General features: G+C 69.0%; 17 protein-coding genes. 10 read left to right on the forward strand and 7 right to left on the reverse strand.

Going from position 1 to position 18997, the window contains the following annotated elements; all coding sequences use genetic code 11:
* The first annotated feature begins 139 nt into the window (after positions 1-139).
* Complete coding sequence (locus AB0G04_RS35050) at positions 140-382, forward strand: hypothetical protein (RefSeq protein ID WP_360991895.1); 243 nt, start codon at positions 140-142, stop codon at positions 380-382.
* Between the two features lie 94 nt (positions 383-476).
* Here the strand turns inward: AB0G04_RS35050 and AB0G04_RS35055 are convergent, their stop codons facing one another.
* The 3 genes from AB0G04_RS35055 to AB0G04_RS35065 form a co-directional block, all read right to left on the reverse strand.
* A complete protein-coding gene (locus tag AB0G04_RS35055) occupies positions 477-971 on the reverse strand; it encodes a tyrosine-type recombinase/integrase (RefSeq protein WP_360991962.1) in 495 nt (164 codons plus the stop codon).
* A gap of 48 nt (positions 972-1019) precedes the next feature.
* Positions 1020-1796: a site-specific integrase gene (locus tag AB0G04_RS35060; protein WP_360991965.1), complete on the reverse strand. Its 777-nt coding sequence runs from the start codon at positions 1794-1796 to the stop codon at positions 1020-1022.
* Positions 1797-2012: 216 nt separating this feature from the next.
* The gene (locus tag AB0G04_RS35065) at positions 2013-10343 is read right to left on the reverse strand and encodes an isopeptide-forming domain-containing fimbrial protein (RefSeq protein WP_360991898.1); all 8331 of its coding nucleotides are present in this window, start codon (positions 10341-10343) and stop codon (positions 2013-2015) included.
* A 142-nt stretch (positions 10344-10485) separates the two neighbouring features.
* On the opposite strand from AB0G04_RS35065, the gene AB0G04_RS35070 reads away from it, so the two are divergent.
* From AB0G04_RS35070 to AB0G04_RS35080, 3 genes are read left to right on the forward strand one after another with little or no spacing between them, the layout of a single operon-like run.
* Positions 10486-10830, forward strand: coding sequence for a hypothetical protein (locus AB0G04_RS35070; RefSeq protein WP_360991900.1), 345 nt, complete (start codon positions 10486-10488; stop codon positions 10828-10830).
* Positions 10831-10873: 43 nt separating this feature from the next.
* Positions 10874-11308 (forward strand): MerR family transcriptional regulator, encoded by a 435-nt coding sequence (locus AB0G04_RS35075; protein WP_360991902.1) that lies wholly within the window; start codon positions 10874-10876, stop codon positions 11306-11308.
* Positions 11305-11622 carry a hypothetical protein gene (locus tag AB0G04_RS35080; RefSeq protein WP_360991904.1) on the forward strand — a complete coding sequence of 106 codons (318 nt, stop codon included), beginning with the start codon at positions 11305-11307 and terminating at the stop codon, positions 11620-11622. Before AB0G04_RS35075 ends, AB0G04_RS35080 begins: the two co-directional genes overlap by 4 nt.
* 124 nt (positions 11623-11746) lie before the next feature.
* Here the strand turns inward: AB0G04_RS35080 and AB0G04_RS35085 are convergent, their stop codons facing one another.
* Positions 11747-12184: a YkvA family protein gene (locus AB0G04_RS35085; protein WP_360991907.1), complete on the reverse strand. Its 438-nt coding sequence runs from the start codon at positions 12182-12184 to the stop codon at positions 11747-11749.
* 462 nt (positions 12185-12646) lie between these two features.
* Between AB0G04_RS35085 and AB0G04_RS35090 the strand changes: the two genes are divergently transcribed.
* The 4 genes from AB0G04_RS35090 to AB0G04_RS35105 all read left to right on the forward strand — a co-directional run bounded on the left by AB0G04_RS35090 (position 12647) and on the right by AB0G04_RS35105 (position 14826).
* Positions 12647-12979, forward strand: a complete 333-nt coding sequence (locus AB0G04_RS35090; protein ID WP_360991910.1) for a PadR family transcriptional regulator — start codon at positions 12647-12649, stop codon at positions 12977-12979.
* A gap of 150 nt (positions 12980-13129) precedes the next feature.
* Positions 13130-13324, forward strand: coding sequence for a hypothetical protein (locus AB0G04_RS35095; protein ID WP_360991912.1), 195 nt, complete (start codon positions 13130-13132; stop codon positions 13322-13324).
* 198 nt (positions 13325-13522) lie between these two features.
* Positions 13523-13927 carry a hypothetical protein gene (locus AB0G04_RS35100; protein ID WP_360991915.1) on the forward strand — a complete coding sequence of 135 codons (405 nt, stop codon included), beginning with the start codon at positions 13523-13525 and terminating at the stop codon, positions 13925-13927.
* Positions 13924-14826, forward strand: a complete 903-nt coding sequence (locus AB0G04_RS35105; protein ID WP_360991918.1) for a hypothetical protein — start codon at positions 13924-13926, stop codon at positions 14824-14826. The genes AB0G04_RS35100 and AB0G04_RS35105 overlap by 4 nt, the downstream gene beginning before the upstream one ends.
* A 178-nt stretch (positions 14827-15004) precedes the next feature.
* Here the strand turns inward: AB0G04_RS35105 and AB0G04_RS35110 are convergent, their stop codons facing one another.
* Entirely contained in the window at positions 15005-15418 is a 414-nt protein-coding gene (locus AB0G04_RS35110; protein ID WP_360991920.1) for a DUF3592 domain-containing protein, read from the reverse strand.
* 632 nt (positions 15419-16050) lie between these two features.
* Complete coding sequence (locus AB0G04_RS35115; RefSeq protein WP_360991923.1) at positions 16051-16500, reverse strand: hypothetical protein; 450 nt, start codon at positions 16498-16500, stop codon at positions 16051-16053.
* Between the two features lie 267 nt (positions 16501-16767).
* Here AB0G04_RS35115 and AB0G04_RS35120 point away from each other — a divergent pair, with 267 nt between their 5' ends.
* A complete protein-coding gene (locus tag AB0G04_RS35120; RefSeq protein WP_360991926.1) occupies positions 16768-17322 on the forward strand; it encodes a hypothetical protein in 555 nt (184 codons plus the stop codon).
* Between the two features lie 106 nt (positions 17323-17428).
* On the opposite strand, the gene AB0G04_RS35125 is transcribed toward AB0G04_RS35120, so the two are convergent.
* A complete protein-coding gene (locus AB0G04_RS35125; RefSeq protein WP_360991928.1) occupies positions 17429-18103 on the reverse strand; it encodes a hypothetical protein in 675 nt (224 codons plus the stop codon).
* A 295-nt stretch (positions 18104-18398) separates the two neighbouring features.
* Between AB0G04_RS35125 and AB0G04_RS35130 the strand changes: the two genes are divergently transcribed.
* Entirely contained in the window at positions 18399-18941 is a 543-nt protein-coding gene (locus tag AB0G04_RS35130) for a hypothetical protein (RefSeq protein ID WP_360991930.1), read from the forward strand.
* Positions 18942-18997 lie beyond the last annotated feature (56 nt).

The raw sequence follows: 18997 nt of genomic DNA on the forward strand, positions 1-18997 counted from the left end.
CCCGTTCCCTCGGACTTGCCGTAGGTGCGGGGCATCGTCGCGGGCGTGGACCATCAGCTTGGGCGGGACCCGCACGATACGCTCGCCAGCGGGAGCAGATCGCGTGCCAGGTGCCAGGTGCCAGGTGCCCGGTCGTGGGGTGGCGGTCCTCAACCGCCCAGACCCGCTCGTCGCCGTGCTGGTCGGCCCAGTGCAGCAGCGCGAGGTGGTCCTTGCTCGTGGTTCCGCAGGTTCCGGTGGCGATCTGCCGACCGTCGGCGCCCACGGCGACGGCGGTGTGGCTGCGCTTATGCGCGTCGATGCCTGCGGGGACGACGAAGAGGCCGAATGGCTGGCGAGAATCGTTCGGGTGCTGCATGCCGGTGCCAACCGAGAAGTCTGACACCGCCGAAAGCGATTCGTAGTCGCTCATTCAGCAGCAAACCGACGAACCGGAGAGACACCCTCACATCGGCACGGTCGTGCGTTGGATCGCGTTACGTTCCGGAGGCCATGAAGGCGGCGAGGATGTAGTTGGGGTGGCGGTCGAGGTTCTTGCGGGCGCGGTCGTAGCGGATGGTGGTGCGGGGGTCGGCGTGGCGGGCGGCGATCTGGACGTCGCGGAGGCTGACGCCGGCATCGAGCATGGTGGTGACGAAAGTGTGGCGCAGCATGTGCGGGTGCATCTTCGGAATTCGCAGCTCGGCGGTCTCGGCCAGGTGCTTGAGTCGGCGGGTCGCCGCGTGCCGGTCCATCCGGGCGCCGCGGGCGTTGCGCAGGATCGGGCCGTCGTTACGTTCGTCGATGGCGCGGTCGATCGTCCTGGCCACTGCCGGTGGTAGTGGTACCAGGACGACCTTCCCGCCTTTGCCCCGGGCCTTGAGTACCCGGTGGCCGTGTTCTTCGCCGAGGTCGGCGATGTTCGCGCCGCACGCTTCGAAGATTCGCAGTCCGAGCAGGCCGAGCATCGCGACGAGGGCGTAGTCGTTGATGTTGCCGACAGTCGGGCGGCGGTGATCATCGCCTCGAACTGGAGATGGCTAAGGCCGAGGGTGGGTGACTCGGTCGGGACGATCGGCCGGCGGACGTAGTCGGCGGGTGAGTGCGGCAGGATCTCGTCGATGACGCAGACGCGGTAGAAGCCGATCACCACAGACATCCGCCGGGAAACCGTCGACCGCTGGTAACAGCGGACGTCTTGCAACCAGCGCACGTAGCGCTCGATGTCCGTCCGCGCCGCTTGCAGCGGGTTCAGCGCCTGGTCGGCCGACCAGTGCAGGAAGACCTTGAGGTCGGAGTCGGTGTGCAGCCGGCAGGATCCGCGGCAGCGTTCGTGGGGTGCGTACCAGCGGAACGCCCTGACGCGGGCGCTGCCGTTCCCTGCGCGTCGGCAGTCCGCGGGGCACCGGGTTCGCCTCGACATCCCCACGTGCCTGCAGGAACGCGAACAGTCCCGACACGCTCGACAACCGCCGCCGGACCGTCCGCGCAGACACCCCACCACCGTCGCCGGCGGGCTGGAGACGCTGGGCCGGGCCACCAGCGTATTGAGCGGTCACGAACGCCAGCACGTCCGCCGCGACGACCCGGCCCGGCGCTTTGCCGACCACTGCGAAGAACACCTTCAGGTCATACGCGACCGCGACCACGGTATTCGGCCGGGACCGCACCGCCAGAAACTCCAGATACGTGTCCAGAAGCGCGACCCCGAACTGCACGACCAGACCACCAGCCGCATCCCGGGACCGCACCAACCGCAGACCACTCCACAACGACATCCAGGCACCCCTCAATACCCGATCCACCTGCACAAACATGCCGTGGATCACCAAGGATTACCTGCATATCAGGCAGATCCGGATAGCCGATGAACCGCCTACCGTCACGCCGCACAAGCTTGCCCCACAGCCTGGCCGGTGCGGGGCGGGTGCGGCTGAGACGCCAGCGCGGTTGTGTCCCGTCTGTGGTGGCGGTTGCCGAGCCGGCGGCGGCTGTTCGGTGGCCGGGTCATCCGCCGGCGCGGGACCGGCCGATCACCGGCTCGGCCAGCGGCGCGCGTGCCGGCCTCGATGGCCGGTGACCATGAGCAGCGCCACACCCGCGCCCAACAGGAGGAAACCCGCGCCCAGCAGCATGCTGTGGTCGCCGCCGGTGATCGGGTTCTCCCCCGGCCCCGGGTCGGCCGCCCGGGTGGGCGACGGCCGCACGGCCGGACTGCGCGTGGGCGCCGCCGACCGGGACGGTGACCTGGTCGGAGACCTGGTGGGCGAAACCGACGGTGACCGTCCGGGCGAGGGCGACACCGACGGTGACCGGCTCGGTGACGCTGCCGGCGACGCGGACGACGAGACGCTCGGCGAGGGTGAACCCGGCGATGACGCCGACGGTGAGGGCGTCGGCGGGTCGATCGAGGCGGGAGCGTCCGCCCGGACGCCGCTGGGACTGCTCGGGGTGGAGGCGTCGGCGTGCACGACGAAGGTGAGCTGCCCGGCCGCGATGTCCGCCGCCGACAGATGGTAGGCGTCGGATACGCAGGTCATCCGCTCGCCGGGGGCGAGTGTCGTCCTCGGGCAGGTCACGCCGACCGGCAGGCCGCTGAGCACGACGTTGTACAGGGTCACGTTGCCGCTGTTGACCACCTCGATAGTGGAGGTGACGTCGTCGGCGGGACTGAGGGTTCCGTCACCGTCGGTGTCGGCCCAGGAGGCCTCCTGCTCGGCGTCGACGGCGGGTGCCGGAGGTTCGACCGGGGTGTCGACCTGCGCCGGTCCGGAGAGGTACGGGGTGGTCGCTCCCGGTTCCAGGCCGCTCACCGTGGCCGTGGTGGTGATCAGCCGGTTGTTGTCGACGTCAGCCTGGGTGACGTAGTGCAGGTTGGTGGCTGTACAGGTCATCGACTCGAACACGGTGAGGGTCGCCTGCGGGCACGGCACGGGGCCGGTCCGGTCGTCGACGAGGGTGACGCCGGACATCGTCACGTTGCCGTTGTTGACGACCGTGTAGTGGTATCGGATGCCGTCGCCGACCGCCGGCTTGGCGTCGTCGGTGGCCGCGGCGGCACGTACGCCTCTGCGTTCGATGACGGCGGCGATGGCGATGTCGAGGCGTCCGTGCCCGGCGACCAGCCGGACCGTCGCAGCGTCCTGGTCGTACTCGGTGTCGGCGGGTGCTCCGGGCCGGCGGCCGGTCACCGTCGCCGGTTCGCGGATCGCGCGGTCGGCGTCGACGTCGGCCTGGGTGACCCGGTACGCCCGGCCTCCGGTGCAGGTCGTCGACGCGCCCGGCGCCAGCGAGGTGACGCCGCAGGTCGCCGCGCCGACCAGGGCGTCGTCGACGGCGATGCCGCTCACCTGCACGTCACCGTCGTTCGTGACCGTGTACCGGTAGCTCACGGTGTCGCCGACGCGGGCGGCGATCTGGTGTGCGGCCGGTGCCACGGTCGCGGTCACGGCCAGGTCGAGCGAGTCGGCCGGGGTGGCCATCTGCTCGGTGGCGGCGGCCGGACCGAACGTCAGGTCGACCGTGGTGCCGAAGGCCCGGGCCGTCACCGAGGCGGTCTCGGTGATCGGCTGCCCGGCCTCCACGTCGGGCTGCGTCACCACGTACGGCGTGCCGGAGGTGCAGGTGGTGGAGGCGCCGACGGCGAGTGTGGTGGCCGGGCAGGACGCGGTTCCGGTCCGGGTTGCGGACACGACGATGCCGGTCATCGTCCGGTTGCCGGTGTTGCGGACGGTGAACCGGTACGCGATGGAGTCGTTCAGCACCAGCTGATCGTGGTGGCCGGCCGGGGTGACCGCGGCGGTCGCGGCGATGGTCAGCGCCGGCGAGGCGGAGACGACCGGGAAGTCGGCCTGCCGGGTGAGCAGGGTGCCGCTGGGCGCCCCCGGTGTGCTGCCGGCGACGGTGACGGTGGTCGCGACGGGCACGTTTCCGTCGATGTCGTTCGCGGTGACCGTGTACGGCGAGGTGCTGAGGCAGGTCATCGAGTCGTTCGGCGCCAGCGTCGTACCCGGGCAGGTGGCCGTGCCGGACCGCGGGTCGCTGACGCCGATGCCGGTGATCGTCTGGTTGCCGTCGTTGGTCAGTACGGTGCGGTAGCGGACCGTGTCACCGGTCTCGGCGGCGAGCTGGTTGGCGGCCGGGCTGACGACCGCGGTGACCACCGCTGCCAGCGACGGGGCCGCCGGGGCCACCGGGGTCGAGGAGGTGTCCGGGCCGTACGACTGCGGCGCCGGCATGCCGATCTGCCGGCCCAGCAGGTATGCCTCGGAGAGGATCGGCTGACCGGCGTCGATGTGCGCCTGGGTCACCGGGTACGAGCCGCCCGGGCAGATCGCCGACTGCCCGGGCGTCAGTGAGAGTCCGGTACAGGTCACCGTGCCGATCAGCGAGTCGGTGACGGAGAAGTTGTCCATCGTCACGTTGCCGTCGTTGGTGACGGTGTACGAGTAGGCGATCGTGTCCCCGGCCTCGGCGTTGGGGTGAGGCACCGAGACGTTGGTGCTGATGGTCGCCGAGGGTGCCGCCGCAACGACCGCGGCACTGGCGGTCCGGGGCCCGAAGGTCAGCGCCGTGGTCGTGTGCCTGCGCTGCGCGACCGCCTGTGAGGTGTCGCTGATCGCCAGGCCGGCGTCGATGTGGCCCTGGTCGATGGTGACGGTGGTGCCGCCGGTGCACGTCGCGTTGCCGCCGGGGGCGAGGGTGTTGAAGTCGCACGTCGCGGTGCCGGCGGCCGAACCGCTCACCACGAGAGCCTCCATCGTGACGTTGCCGATGTTGCTGACGGTGTAGCTGAACACGACGGCTTTGCCGAGGGTGTTGCCGGCGGGGGTCGCGGCCGCCGCGGTGAGTTGCAGCAGCGGGTTGGCCGGCGCGACCGGCACGGTGGCGGTGAAGGTTCCGTACGGCTGCGGGGCTCCGTCGCCGGGGCTTTGCGCCATCACCGTGATGTTGGAGGTGATGGGCCCGCCGGTGTCCAGGTCGTTCTGGCTGACGACGTGGGCGGCACCGGTGCTGCAGACCATCGAGGCACCGACGGCAAGCGAGGTCTGCGGGCAGGTGACCGGGCCGGTGAGTGAGTCGGCGAGGCTGATCGTGCTCATCGTGAAGAAGCCGTTGTTGGTCACGAGGAGGCTGTGTGTGACCGTGTTGCCGAGGGCGGCGGCGTACCTGTTGCCGGACGGGTTGACCGCCGGGGTGATGCTGACGGTCAGGGAGGCGACGCCGCGGGCGAGCGCGACGGTGTCGGACCCGGTGGCGTAGACGCTGGAGACACCGGCGCCCGGCGCGCGAGCGGTCAGGGTGGCCGCGTTGGTGATCGACGGTACGCCGTTGTCGATCTCGTTCTGGGTGACCGTGCGGTCGCCGGCGCTGGTGCAGACCATCGAGGCACCGACGGCCAGTGTCGTCCCGGGGCAGGTGCCGCCACCGGCGAGGGTGTCGGCCACGGCGATCGAGCTCATCGTCACGTTACCGGTGTTGCTGACGTCGTACCGGTAGGTGATCGTGTCGCCCGCCTGCGCCTGGTTCTGCCGGGCGGCCGGATCCACCAGGGCGGTGACCATCATGTTGAGGGCGGGCACGGCGGGGGCTACGCCGACGGTGACGGTGAACGGGCCGAACGACGGGCTGCCGCCACCCGGCGTCGTGGCAGTGGCGGTCGTGCTCGCGGTGATCGGCACCCCGGCGTCGATCCGGGCCTGTGTCACCGGGAACACCACGGCGCTGGTGCAGGTCATCGTCGCGCCGACGGCAAGCGACGAGGCCGGGCAGTTGATCGCGCCGGCCAGCGCGTCGTTCAGGACGATGCCGCCCATCGTCACGTTGCCGTCGTTGACGACCGTGTACGTGTAGGCGATGGTGTCGCCGGCCCGGACCGCGCTTTGATGCGCGGCCGGGGACACGGTCGCGACCGCCGTGACGGACAGGGAGGCGCTGGCCGTGGCGACCGGCACCGTGGCGCTGCCCGAGCCGTACACGGTGTTGCCGGCGGCTGCGGGCGGGCGCCCGTTCACCGAGGCGTTGGCCACGATCCCGATGCCGAGGTCGACGTCCGCCTGCGTGACCGTGTACGAGGTGGTGGCGGTGCAGGTGGCGGTCGCGCCGGCCCCCAGCACCGTCGTGGAGCAGGTCGCCGGACCCAGGCGGGTGTCGATGACGCCGATGGTGGACATCGTGACGTTGCCGTTGTTGGTGACCGTGTACGCGTAGGCGATCGTGTCCCCGGCGCGGACCGCGTTCTGCCTGGCGATCGGGGTGACCGTGGGGACGACGGCGACGGCGAGCGCCGGTGCGGGGACGGCGACCGGGACCGAGGCGGTGAACGGGCCGTACGAGCTGGTGGCGGCGCCCGGCGCGCGGCCGGTGACGGTGGTGCTGTCGAGGATCGCGATGCCGGCGTCCAGGTCGGCCTGGGTGACGGTGTACGGCGAGACGCTGGTGCAGGTCATCGTCGCGTTCACGGCGAGCGTCGTGGCGGGGCAGCCGGCGGTGCCGGTCCTCGTGTCGGTGACGTTGATCGACGACATCGTGACGTTGCCGTTGTTCGTCACCGCGTACGAATAGCCGATCGTGTCGTTGCGGGCGGCCGCGCTCTGCCTGGCCGGCGGTGTGACGCTCGCGGTGACCACCGCGGTCAGCGACGGCGTCGCCGCGGCGACCGCGACACCGGTGGAGAACGGCCCGAACGTACGGACGACGGAGGACCCGGTGAGAGCGCCGGACAGAGTGGCCGCGTCCCGGAACGGCACACCGGCGTCGACATCGCTCTGGGTGACGGTGTACGGGCTGCCGCTGGTGCAGATCATCGAGGCGCCGACGCCGAGCCGGGTGCCCGGGCAGTTCACGGCGCCACCGTGGGTGTCGGTGACCGCGACCTGTTCGAGTGCCGCGTTGCCGTCGTTGGTCACCACGTAGGTATAGGTGACGCTATCCCCGGCCTGGGCCGCGCCGGTGTGCCCCGCGGGGCTGACCGCCGCGGTCACCACGGCTTTGAGGGACGCGGTACCGGTCGCCAGCGGCACGGTCACCGGCGCCGGGCCGAAGGTGACGGCCGCGGCCCCGCCCGGTGGGCGTGCGGTCGCCGTCGCGTTGTTGTACACCGGCTGCTGGGCGTCGAAGTCGGCCTGGGTGATCGTGTACGGCGTGGTGCTGGTGCAGACCATCTGCGCGCCGGGTGCCAGCGTCGTTCCCGGGCAGTTCGCGACGCCGGTCAGCGCGTCGCGCACCACGAGCTGGCTCATCGTGACGTTGCCGTCGTTGACCACGGTGAAGCGGTAGGTGACCTGGTCGGTGGCCAGGGCCGCGTTCTGGCGGCTGGCCGGGGAGACGGCCATCGCGGCGGTGATCCGGAGCGAGGCGGTGGCCGGGGTGATCGTGACGGCGGTCTGGGCGGTGTTGTTTCCCGCGGCCGGGTCGGTGCTGTCGGCGGAGAGCACGCGAACCACGTTGTTCGGGCTGCCGGCGATGAAGGCGGTGCCGGTCAGGGTAAGGGTGGCGCTGCCACCGGCGGCGACCACCGGGATGGACCAGCGGCCGTTGTCGGCGTCGTAGGTGCCGGTGCCGGAACCGGCGCTGATCAGCAGACCGGTCTGCGGCGACACCTGGACCACCACGTTCCTCGCGTCCGAGGGTCCGCTGTTGCTGATCCCGACGGTGAACTGGACCGGGTCGCTGGCCACCACCTGCGGGGTGCTGGTGGTCTGGCTCAGCGCCAGGTCGGCGATGTGGTCGACGGTCGCCGTGGTCGTCACGCTGTCGTTGGCGGCCGAGGGGTCCGGCGAGGTCGACGAGACGGTGACGGTACGGGCGAACGCCGTCCCCGCATATCCCGGCTGCAGCACCGAGTCGAACGTGATCGTCCAGGTGTCCGAGGCGTACATCAATGCCCTGGTGCAGATGAACACACCGCCGTCGGGGGTGACGCCGTCCGGGTTGACGGTGCCCTGGAAGGCGCAGGACCCGCCGGAGGTGGAGGCGCCCGGCACGACCTGCCCGGCCGGGACCGGCCGCTGCACCAGGATGCCCTCGGCGCGGGTGGGCCCGGCGTTGGTGACCGTCACGACGCTGCGGGCGCGTTCACCGGGGACCAGGTTGCCACCCGGCCGGTCCGGGTTGGTGAGCGTCTGTGTCACCGACAGGTCGCCGCTGAGCAGCACCGTGAAGTTCTGGGTGTTCTTGTTGTTGCCGGGCACCGGGTCGGTGCTCGAGGTGATGACGGTGACCGTCGCGGCGCCCGGACCGGCCTGTGCGTCGGGTTCGAGGACGACGCTGCCGGTGATCGGAAGGGTCGCCCCGCCCGGCAGCTGCGGGATGGTGCAGGCCGTCGCCGTGCAGTAGGCCGCGAACGGACCGGTCGTGTCCCGCACGATGCGCATGCCGGGCGGCAGCACGGGGATGAAGCTGACGTTCTCCGCGACCGTTCCGAGGCCGTACGGGCTGTTGTTCTTCACGGTCAGCGTGTACGTGATGGTCTCCCCCACGTACGCGGTGTACTTGCTCAGGGCGATGCTGATGCTGACGTCGGCGCTGTTGACGCTCGTACCCGTGACGGTGGCGACGTTGTTGTTGACGTCGGGATCCGGTGTGTCGGACTTGATGGAGACGGCGTTCGTCACCCGGTTGCCGAGCGTCATGGTGATGGTGGCCGTCGTCGTCGCCCCGGCCGCCAGCGAGGCCAGCGAGCATTCGATCGTGCCGGTCGTGGTGTTGACGCAGGTGCCACCCGGAATGCTCCCGGACGCGCCGGTCGAGCCGAGGGGGATCGGATCGGACAGCACGATGTTGCGCGCGGTCGACGGACCGTTGTTCTTCACCGTCGCCGTGTAGGTGATCGTCTGTCCGCCGACCGGGTTCGCCGGTGAGTACGTCATGCCGACCTCGAGGTCGGCGCTGGCGGTGACCGGGGTGCTGACCGACGCCGAGTTGTCCGACTGTCTCGGCTCGAACGTCGCGCTGGTGATGGACGCACCGAGCGTGTACGCGGTGCCCGGCGTCGCTCCGGACGGCACGTTGCCACTGATCGTCATGGTTCTGGTGGCCGCGGTCGCCAGGCTCGCGTACGTGCACTCCGCCTTCGTGCCGGTGACCGTGCACGTACCCCCGGCCGACGTGGCGGTCACACCGGTCAGTCCGGCCGGCACCGTGGTGGTGAGCACCGCGCTCGCTGCCGTGCTCGGCCCGGCGTTCGTGGCGGTCACGGTGTAGCTGACCGGGGTGCCGGCGACCACCGCGGAGCTCGCGAGGGCCGCCGTCACCGACAGGTCGGCGGCCGGGTTGACCACGATGCCGACGCTGTTCGACGTCGAGGTGGGCGAGGTGTTGGTGACGGTCTCGGTGTAGGTGGCGTTCGCGTCGTTGTTGAGCGTCGTACCGGCAAGCGCAGAGTTGACGGTCACCTGGTAGGACATCGTCTGCGACTCGCCGGGCGCGAGCGTGCCACCGGCCGAGGAGGTGGCGCCGGTGCCTACCCGCAGGTTCAGGGTGCGACTGCCGCTCACGTACTCGCCCGCGTCGTCGCCGGACGTGTCGGTCGGCTTGGTGGTGGTCGCGCCTTTCACCGAACGCAGCGAGCCGGGGACGTACGTGGTGCCGGCCGGCAGCGTGTCGGTGAGGGCCGACAGGGTGGCCGGGCTGCCGCCGTCGTTGCGGGCCGTGACCGTGTAGGTGAGGGTGTCACCGATGTTCGCCGTCGAGGTGCCGGCCGCGTTGGCGACGGTCGTGGTGGTGGTGAGGCAGCCGGCCGAGCCGAAGGAGATGGCGTCGATGAAGTTGCCGACGCTCGGGTCGGGGCTGGCCGAGGCGACCGACTTGAACGCGAACCGGGTCTTCGTCTGCCCGGCCGGAACCGTGTAGGTGCCGGTGTAGCTGCCCCAGGCGGTCTTGCCGTCGGAGATGTTCGCGCCCTGCTGCACCAGCGTGCCGTTCGGAGGGCCGATGACGACGGCCATCGTGTCGGTGCCGGAACGTCCCCGGTGCTTCAGCTGCCACCGCAGGATCTGCCCCGGCGTGGTGTTCAGATCCTGGTACAGCGTCGACACCATGTTCGCGTTGAGCTCGGCGTGCTGACTCCCGGATGCCGGTGCGACGCCGGAGAAGCCGCGCCACAGCTCGATCATCGAGTCGGTGGCCGTCGTGAGCCAGCCGGGCACCAGGGTCTCCAGCATGATCGAGACCGCGTTGGCGGAGATCACGGGCTGCTCGAAGTCACCGTTGGTCAACGACACAGCCGTCGGGCAGATCGTCTGGGCGGCCACGGCGGGCGTCGCCCGGAACGGCAGCACCAGGGACAGCACCAAGATCATCGAGAATACGAAGAACGCCGTGCCGACACGCCCGGCCAGGCCGGGCAAGGCCCTTGTCCCCACCCACGGCACGCTAATGCGTCTTGATCCGACTAAAAGTGAAAATCACTCAAAGAAGGCGTAAGACGGGGTTGCATCCGGTACCCGGGTACAAACTTACCGTCGTACGGACGGCGCCGATGGCGCCCCTGTTCGAGGAGGCCGCATGTCCTTCGTAGTTCCGGACGCGTGCACGCTGCCGACGGCGGCACAGCCGTTGCGGCTGGCGGAGTTCGACTCCCTGTTCGCCACCGCGGTGCGTCAGGTGGACCAGCTCGACGCGACGCACACCCGGTTGCGCATGACCGGTCCGCCCGGGCTCGCGGCCACGGTGCGGGATCTGACCGTGCGGGAGACCGGGTGCTGCTCGTTCTTCGCCTTCACGGTCGCCACCGAGTCCGCGGCGGACGGTGAGGTCGTGATCCTGGACGTCGCGGTGCCCGAGCGGCACGCCGGTGCGCTCGCCTCCCTGACCCGGCGGGCGAGCGCCGTGGCCAAGAGGACCGCCTGATGCGGCGCACCGGCGAGGACGGCCTCCCGTTCGGCGGCGGGGCATGAGGGACGGGCTGCGCACCGGCGAGGTCGCCGAGCAGGCCGGCGTCAACATCCAGACGCTGCGCTACTACGAACGCCGTGGCCTGCTCACCGAACCGGCCCGGTCCCACGGCGGGCACCGCCTCTACCCGGCCGGCACCGTCGCCCTGCTGACCGTGATCAAAGCGGCACAGCGGCTCGGCTTCACCCTCGACGAGGTCGCCGAACTGCTGGACACCGGCCGTCGCCGGCACCCGAGCGCGGATCTGCGGCAACGCGCCATCGACAAGATCGCCGAGATCGACCGGAAGATCGCCGACCTGACCGCGATCCGCGGCACCCTGACCGAGGTCGTCGACGCCCGCTGCGACAGCCTCACCGACTGCACCTGCACCGACTGCCCGCTCCCCTTCCTGACCATCGGCACCACCCGACCCGACGGAGATCTCGCATGAGCCGCCCCGCCACGCCACCGACCCGCATCGCCGAGGCGACACCGGTGCGGATCGTCAACGCGCCGCCGCGGCGCAGCAAGATCACCGGCGGGCTCGCCGCCCTCGCATGCGCGGCGTGCTGCGCCCTGCCGATACTGATCACCGCCGGCGTGCTAACCGGCGCGGGCGCCGCGATCCTGGAGAAGACGCTGCTCACCGTCGCCGCCGGGCTCGCGGTCCTCGCCCTGGGCATGTGGTGGCTGCACCGGCGCCGCTCCGCCCGGCGCGCACCCGCTATGGGCTGCGGGTGCGACGGAACCGGCTGCGGCTGTTGATCAGATTTGCGGTGCGGCATCGCCGTCAGTGCGGACACCGGCCGTACGGCTGCGGCTGTTGATCAGGTTTGCGGTGCGGCATCACCGTCGGTGCGGCCACCGGCCGTACGGCTGCAGCTGTTGATCAGGTTTGCGGTGCGGCATCGCCGTCAGTGCGGACACCGGCCGTACGCAGCACCGCAGCGAGCCCGGCCGGGCTGCCCGGCCAGTGCCGGTGCAGCGCTGAGGAACCGGCGCGGCGCGCCACCGAACGCAGCGTCAACGCCACGATGATCGCGTCGTCGGCATAGCCGATCACGGGGATGAAGTCGGGGATCAGATCGATCGGTACGGCGAGGTAGGCCAGCAGCAACCACAGTCGCACCCGCACGCCACGCGGCAGGCCCGCGTCGCCGGCCAGTCGTTTGAGCAGGCGCAACAGGTCCGGCAACAGCCGGAGCATCTCCCCGAGACCGGGCCGGTCGTAGCGGCGTCCCGCCATCAGCAGAGCCACGATCAGTACCAGCCACACCACCACCAGGCCAAGCCCGGCGCCGGCCGCGATCTTCCATACGGTGTCCATCAGGACTCGACTGTACGAGTTCGCCACGGCGCCCGGTGACTGAGGAACGATGTAGTCCGCACTGACGGCCGGAGGCTCGACCCGCTCCGCCGACGCATCCTCATTGCGCACCGAGACTCACGTCGGACCAGCGGATACGTCCCACCTGTCGCCGCCGATGAGGCCGGACATCAAAGATCCTCGGCCGGCAGGCGACGACTCAGTGCGCGCTTCTGCCGACCAGAGGGCGCTTGGCGACAGGGACGGGTCGGATGCGCTTGCCCTCTGCTTCTTTGCGCCGGCTGGCGTATGCGGTGGTCATCGGGGGCGATGTGATCGGCGGATCGCGGAGCACTACCCGTCCAGCCGGGGCGTACGGGCTTGCCCGAAGTTGATCTTGGAGTTGCGTCGATTCACCGTGTCCGTGGCGGCGTCAAATCACTAGCATGCCAGCGCGTAGACAATCTTGCGTGGGGGCACGTCATGAACGAGACGAACCTTCTCATTCTGGCCGCGCTTGCGTCCCAGCCGTCGCATGGCTACGACGTGGGCAAGTCTTTGAGCAAGCTGTCTCAGGGACAGCTCCGGCTGTCGGTCGGTACGCTTCACGGGGCGATACAGCGGCTCGCTGCGCAAGGCCTGATCGAGCCAGACCGGCAGGAGACCGTCAATGGGCGGCTGCGGCGCTATTTCCGGCTCACCGAACACGGCGCGGAGACGTTGGCGAACGACGTCGAACGCCTACGGCAACGCCTCGAAACTTGGCGGGGCAGCGCTGAACGTACCTCAGAACCGCAGAACCGAGGCTCCCATTGAGCCCACTGAGGGACCCGCTCCTCTGCTTATCTGAGCCTCCGCGGTACCAGTGAGCGAAATCTGTGCGGCTGTCATCCGGCTCGCGCAGCGGCCGGAATCCGCCGTCGTCGGCTTGCTCTGCGCGCGGCCGGAGTACCGCATACTTGAGCCGTGCTGACGGTCGCGGGCTGGGTATCCGAAGAGAACGTGGTCCAGCTCCTGGAGCAGGTCAGCAGGTATATCGGTTACGACTACGGTGAGCTGGACGAGGTTGCCCTGACCGGCGCTCTCGAGCTCACCGACGATGAAGCGGTCGAGGGTTGGTTCAGCTATCCTCGCTTCGAAACCCTCTTCGATCTGCTGTAGTCGACGATGCCCTGCCGCGGGTGCCCGGCCTTCGTCGATCGATAAGCGACTTCTCCGAAGTGTCGACCTTGGATTCAGGCCGGCCGCGCTGGTTTGCAGAGTCGCCCCAGCTTGTCCTCCCGGGCCCGCGTCGTCGCGGAACCGGGCGATACCGTCCGGTCACCCGACGTTCAACTGATCATGGCAGCATGTGCCGGCATGAACGCGTCCTCGTGGGAGGAACTGACCTCCCAGCTCGCTGTACGCCTTCCCCTGCTGGAGTTCAACGACGTCATCCAGCTCACGGCTCCCGGCAACCGCTGGACCGAACTCATGCAGCTGGAGGACTCGCTCGCACTGGATGCGGTCTCCAACGAGTTCCTGCCGCCGGACGGGCAACTCGACGCCGCACAGGAGCAGGAGATGCGGAACCGGGGCTGGCAGTCGCCATTGCCACTCTGGACACACCAGGTCGACAAGTGGCCGCTGAACAGCCGCGACGCCGCCCGGGTCGCCGATCTGATGGTGTCGACGCTGCGTGACGTCTACCGCGTCGCCGACCCGTCGGACATCGAAGTCACATCCTTCAACGCCTCGCCTCAGGGAACATCGTCACTGCCATGATCGAGAACGTAGCCGCCCCGCTGGTGAGTCAAGATTTCGGGACGTGGTCGCGTGCCGACATCGAGCGGATCGTCGCCGGTGCCGGCTGGCCCATCGCCGACGAAGAGGAGTACAGCCTCCGGATCGAGACCGGTGGCGCCGGCCACGCGAGGTCCATGAAACGCCATTACGGCCAGGACGGATTCAATTACGGCGAGCACACGGACCTCCAGATCGAGGAGTCCTGTCCCGCGGACCAGTTGGAGGCCCGGTACGCCGCCACGCTGGCCGCGGTCATCTCCGTGCTCGGCCCACCGGCGCTGGTGGGCGGGCCCGACGCGTGGACGTTCTGGCGCAACCCGCGAGTGCGGCTGGAACGCGACCTCCGGCGTACCACGGTGACTCTGCGGGTGGAGCCCGCCGAACCGGCCGAGTCGGAGGAATACTCCCACGCCAAATGGAGCGAGGACTGGGAACCCCTCCACTTGTGGAACGCCGAACCGGACGTGAACAGCGACGCCGAGAAGTCACTGATCGGGATGATGTTCCACGACGCCGGACCGGCGCAGACCTGGGACCAGTTCGAGCGAAGCCTGCGTGACCTCTTCGTGTCGTTCGCCGCGGACATCCCGACGCTGGCCGCGTACGTGCCGCACGTGGGCTGGCAGATCACGCCGGTGGGCGAAGGCCGGTTCGTGAACGGCCGATTCACCCCGGACAGTGTCGAGCTGGGCTCGGACGACCCCGACATCGAAACCGAGCTGTCCCCCGGCCCTGACAGCGGCAGGCGCATCGCCGAGATCGCCCTCATCACCATCCGCGGGTGGGGCCTCGCCTCGCCGAGCGAACTGCGCTACCGCTGCCGGGCGCCCCAGCCGGCCCGGCTGAGCGCCAAGTCAGGCTTCCGCATCCCGCTTTGACCGGCAGCCCGCTCAGGGTTGGGGCTTGCCGCCGGATGGGCGGTGCCGGCACAACGGCCCCGAGCGTACGGTCCACCAGAAGCAGCGCCTGGGCATCCGGATCTGCCGATGAGCGTCAGCACGTCAGGGCAATCGGTCGGTCTGGACCGCGGTGCTTACGCCGGTCGAGCCGCGCGGATCAGCCGCCCGCACGCCGACGGCGGTGCTCGCGGGCCAGGTGCCAGGCAGCCAGTGGCATCCCTACGGCGCCGAACACGGTCACGCCGAGCAGCAGGTACGCGACGCGATGATTTTCCGGTGCACGGGCGTCTCGTACGTCGGCGGTGGGGTCCTGCGGGTCGTACACGATCGGTATCTCGTCGCCGGACCGCGCGGGGGCGCCCGGAGCCTCATCGCCTTGACCGACGAGGGCTTCGACCCGGCGACCGTCCCGGGTGGTGAATTCCACGTGGACGCGCTTACCGGCCTGCGTCACCACCGCACTCGCCTCCTGGCCCCGGTCGCGCAGCGCGACGTCGTTGCTCCACACCTGATAGGTGGCGAACGCGAAGCCAGGCACCACGATCGCGCCGATCAGCACAAATAGCCACACCGGGGGGAGCGTTCGTTTCGTCCTCACTAGACCCATGGCGTCGACATTCCCCCTCGATGCTCGCCTCTCACATGTGGTCCGCGATCGGCGGAACCCATTCCACTTCCATGGCTGTGGAACGGTCCGGTGGGCGCGGCCGGCGCGGCCAGCACGACGCGGGCGGATGGCTCGGGTCTGGGGAGCCGGCGCTGCGGGTGGTGTTGCTTCTCCTGGTCCGTACGGAGCCGGTCTTCACTCGGCCGCTGTGACGCGTTGTCACCGGCGCCCCACGTCCGGATTCGTCGATTTCCAGCCTCAATCCGCCGTCCACGGAGGTGCCAGCGAGTGCCGTATTCGTCAATCCACTCACGTTCCTTGATCAGTCGTCGCTGTGCGCCAACGCCCTCATCCAAATCGGGAACGTCCGGGCTCGGTGCGCGCGCAGACTCGGCGACTGACTGAGGACCCTCTGGCTGGCGACCCATGCCTCATCGTGGCATAGGCGGCCACCACCATCCGGATCTGCCGCGATCCGCTCACGGCAGGGCGTCACGCTCAGCGAGGGCCGGCCCACGCCCGCTCGTGCCGGAGAGCGGAAATGTGATCAAGCTCAGTTGCGAGTGGCTTGCCGCGTTCCACACACGTCGGCTGGATTAGCCGATTTGCAGCAGGAGTACCTCGTCGTCGGAGAGTCTCGCGATGCTGTCACGCAGCAACGACAGCGTCTCTTCCATCGCGTAGCGGGCTTCTTCGTCGTCGAGTTCCAACTCGATCAGGCCGTCGAGCAGGTCAGCGGCTTCGTAGGCAGTCGGGTCGAGGCGGCCGAGGAGCGCCTTGGCGTCGCTGGTGATCAACAAGGTGAAGTCATGATCCGCGTTGATGGCTCCGGATGCTTGATGCAAGCCAGGGCTCTCCAGCTGTACGTTCAGCGTCTCCAGGCTCTCCAGGACGTTGAGCATGACGTAGCCGGACCAGCCGTACTCCTCGCCGATCTCCTCACCGAATTGGTGAACCACTTCCTGGGCGGACGCCGAACCGGCGGCGTTGACGATCGCCGGCAGATCGCTGGCCTTGACGATATAGAGCGAGGCAATGGATGACACCGGCGGATCGTATCGATCGGGCTGGCCGCCGCGCCTAGGGCGTACCGAAGGCTTCGGATTGTCACGCTGACCCTAGCGGGAGGCCATCCGGATCTGCCGCGATCCGCTCGACATCGCGCGTCACGGCCTGCTCGGCCGGCGGCTGTCGTCACGACCGGTGGTCGGCTGTGACGGCCCGGCGTCCTGTAGCCGAGACGAGTACGTCGGGTTGCGTACCGCTGAGAGGCGCTGCGACCAAGCACCTACACCGCAGCTGTCGTACTGTCCTTGATGATGTTCACGGGGTGGTGGCATGTGCTGCCGGACGAAGAACGGCAGCAGTGGCTGTTGGAGCCGTTCCTGGCGGTGGGGCCGCTGCGCTTTGGAATGAGTTCCGAAGATGTGACCGGCGTGATGAGCGCCGTCACCACGGAGACTGAGCAGCGCCGATACCGTAAGCCCGCAGATTTGAGCGCCTACGAGATCACGGAGGGGCGCTACTCGACATTCGGCTTGCACCTCTATTACCGAGACGGAGGGCTTGCGGGCGTTGCGGTCGATGCGCTGTGCGGGCCGCAGGTTTTAGTGGCCGGCACAGCTCTGGTTGGCCGGCTGCCTTCGGTGCTCGAGAAATGGCTGATAGATCGCGCCGAGACCGGCCCACCCGAGGCCGATCTCGTCTATATGAGCGCGGGAGTGCCTGCCTCGGAATCCCTCGGCTTAACGATCAACGTGCAACGTGAAGGCGACCGGCTCTTGACGCGGCCGATCTTCTATCCCGCTGAGGCGCTTGACGATCTCTCGCACTGGCTGCCAAGAGATGCGTGGAATATTCACGACTAACGCTCGTAGCCGGATTGAGTGCGTTACGAAACGCTTTCGCGAGGTTCTCGTTGGCGCCTACCAGCAACGCCCCATTGCGCCTCAACCGGCAGGATGCCCATGACGGTCAGGGCCTCGCCGGGTTGATGCCGAGCGCCACCCGATCTCCCGCGTGGCTGATCAGAGTCTTCTCTCCCGGGAGCCACTCGTTTTCGACCGCCTGCCGCAACTCGGTGTGCTTGGCCCGGACCGCGTCACGCAGCGATGCCAAATCCAGCGCCTCGGGGCCGCCTTCAACCCCGACTGCGATAGCCTCGGCGATATTGCTGGTCAACGGGTCGATCTCGGTGGTGAACAGCATGCTTCGCGCGCCTGCGAGCAGCGACACGCGGTCCGGCTGGGCGTCGACCAAGCGGAGGAAATGCGACACGGTGGAAGGGAAGCCCGAGCAGTCCAGCAGCACCACCAGGCGGGTGGCCGCGCTGTCGCGCATGATCTGCGCGACGGTTGCCAGCTCGGAGTGGTCGCTGATCGGGCCGGTCGCGCAGTAGGAGAACAGCAGCGTGTCGGACACCGCTGCGGCGGCCCCGCGCGTCGCCTCGATGACCTCGGCCGGGGATGGATTACCGACCAACTCCGCGACGCTCGTCATCTCGAAGGCCTGGTGGCCCGGCGAGAGCAGGACCTGGCTCAGCCGCGTCGTCGCCAGCTCGGCCGACTCCCAGCCGCGGCCGGAGCCGTAGTCGACGTCCGGCTCGGGTACGTCACGGCCGACCAGAACGGCCCGGGAGGTGGCGAGCACGGGCAGGAGCGGGTTTCGCGTCATGGCTCCATGATGTACAAGCCCGGCCAGGCCGCCCACGGCACGGCCAGCCCTGTTCACACCTCACGCCGTAACTCAGCCGGACAGGTTCAACACGATCAACCGCCTGGTGATCGCACTTCAGTCTCACGGCATTCACCTCTACGATGAGCCCTCGTCAGGGTCATTCGGGCCATCCTGATCTGCCGAAAAAGAACGCGCGGGTCGCACTGCCGCTGATGGCCCACCCCGCTGGCACGGCGAGCATGCTGAGTCCGCCGCCTACGCTTTGCCAGTGACAGACAGCAACGGCGAGCAGTGGCGTCACTGGGTGCGGCAATGGGCGACCGACATCAACGCAGCCACGAGCAGCATGATGGCGACCTTCGAGACGGACTACGGCTACGCGGCCGGCGCTAATGAGGCGCGGTGGGCGACCGCGGCAGACCGCATTGACGCTGAGCGCTACGGGCGCGACCCTCTGGCATCCGAGCCGATGGCAGACTTCTACAAGGTGGTCGCTGGAGTGAGCCTGCCGGATGTTGGTAACGGGATCTTCATCCATAGCGCAGCGAGTGTCCTGGCACTACGCGATGAGACCGGCTACGTGTTCCTCCCCGAAGCAGATGATCCGCATGGTCTGCTGATCGGATCTACAGGCGGCGGCACTCAATTCGTCATGGGATGGGGCGGCAGCGTGCACCGATCAATCGGCGCATCTTTGGACGGAGATTTTGAGCAAGTAGCGTGCTCGGCCGAGCAGTTCCTTTCTCGAGTGCGATACGCGGTCACCGAGTTCATCACCGACCACCGAATTGTGGACCTTGACAGTTCGTGATGTGCGCCCTCGGGTTCTGCGGCTCGCAGTGACTCCACGCCCTCTTTGCCGCGATA

It is taken from the genome of Actinoplanes sp. NPDC023801 (assembly GCF_040639655.1).
In the GTDB taxonomy this organism is placed as follows: Bacteria; Actinomycetota; Actinomycetes; order Mycobacteriales; family Micromonosporaceae; genus Actinoplanes.

Bases quoted from the DNA above. Each gene is read 5' to 3' on its own strand.
- AB0G04_RS35090 (WP_360991910.1), top strand. From the start codon at position 12,647: ATGAACGAGACGAACCTTCTCATTCTGGCCGCGCTTGCGTCCCAGCCG.
- AB0G04_RS35100 (WP_360991915.1), top strand. From the start codon at position 13,523: ATGAACGCGTCCTCGTGGGAGGAACTGACCTCCCAGCTCGCTGTACGC.
- AB0G04_RS35075 (WP_360991902.1), top strand. From the start codon at position 10,874: ATGAGGGACGGGCTGCGCACCGGCGAGGTCGCCGAGCAGGCCGGCGTC.
- AB0G04_RS35085 (WP_360991907.1), bottom strand. From the start codon at position 12,184: ATGGACACCGTATGGAAGATCGCGGCCGGCGCCGGGCTTGGCCTGGTG.
- AB0G04_RS35060 (WP_360991965.1), bottom strand. From the start codon at position 1,796: ATGTTTGTGCAGGTGGATCGGGTATTGAGGGGTGCCTGGATGTCGTTG.
- AB0G04_RS35080 (WP_360991904.1), top strand. From the start codon at position 11,305: ATGAGCCGCCCCGCCACGCCACCGACCCGCATCGCCGAGGCGACACCG.
- AB0G04_RS35105 (WP_360991918.1), top strand. From the start codon at position 13,924: ATGATCGAGAACGTAGCCGCCCCGCTGGTGAGTCAAGATTTCGGGACG.
- AB0G04_RS35070 (WP_360991900.1), top strand. From the start codon at position 10,486: ATGTCCTTCGTAGTTCCGGACGCGTGCACGCTGCCGACGGCGGCACAG.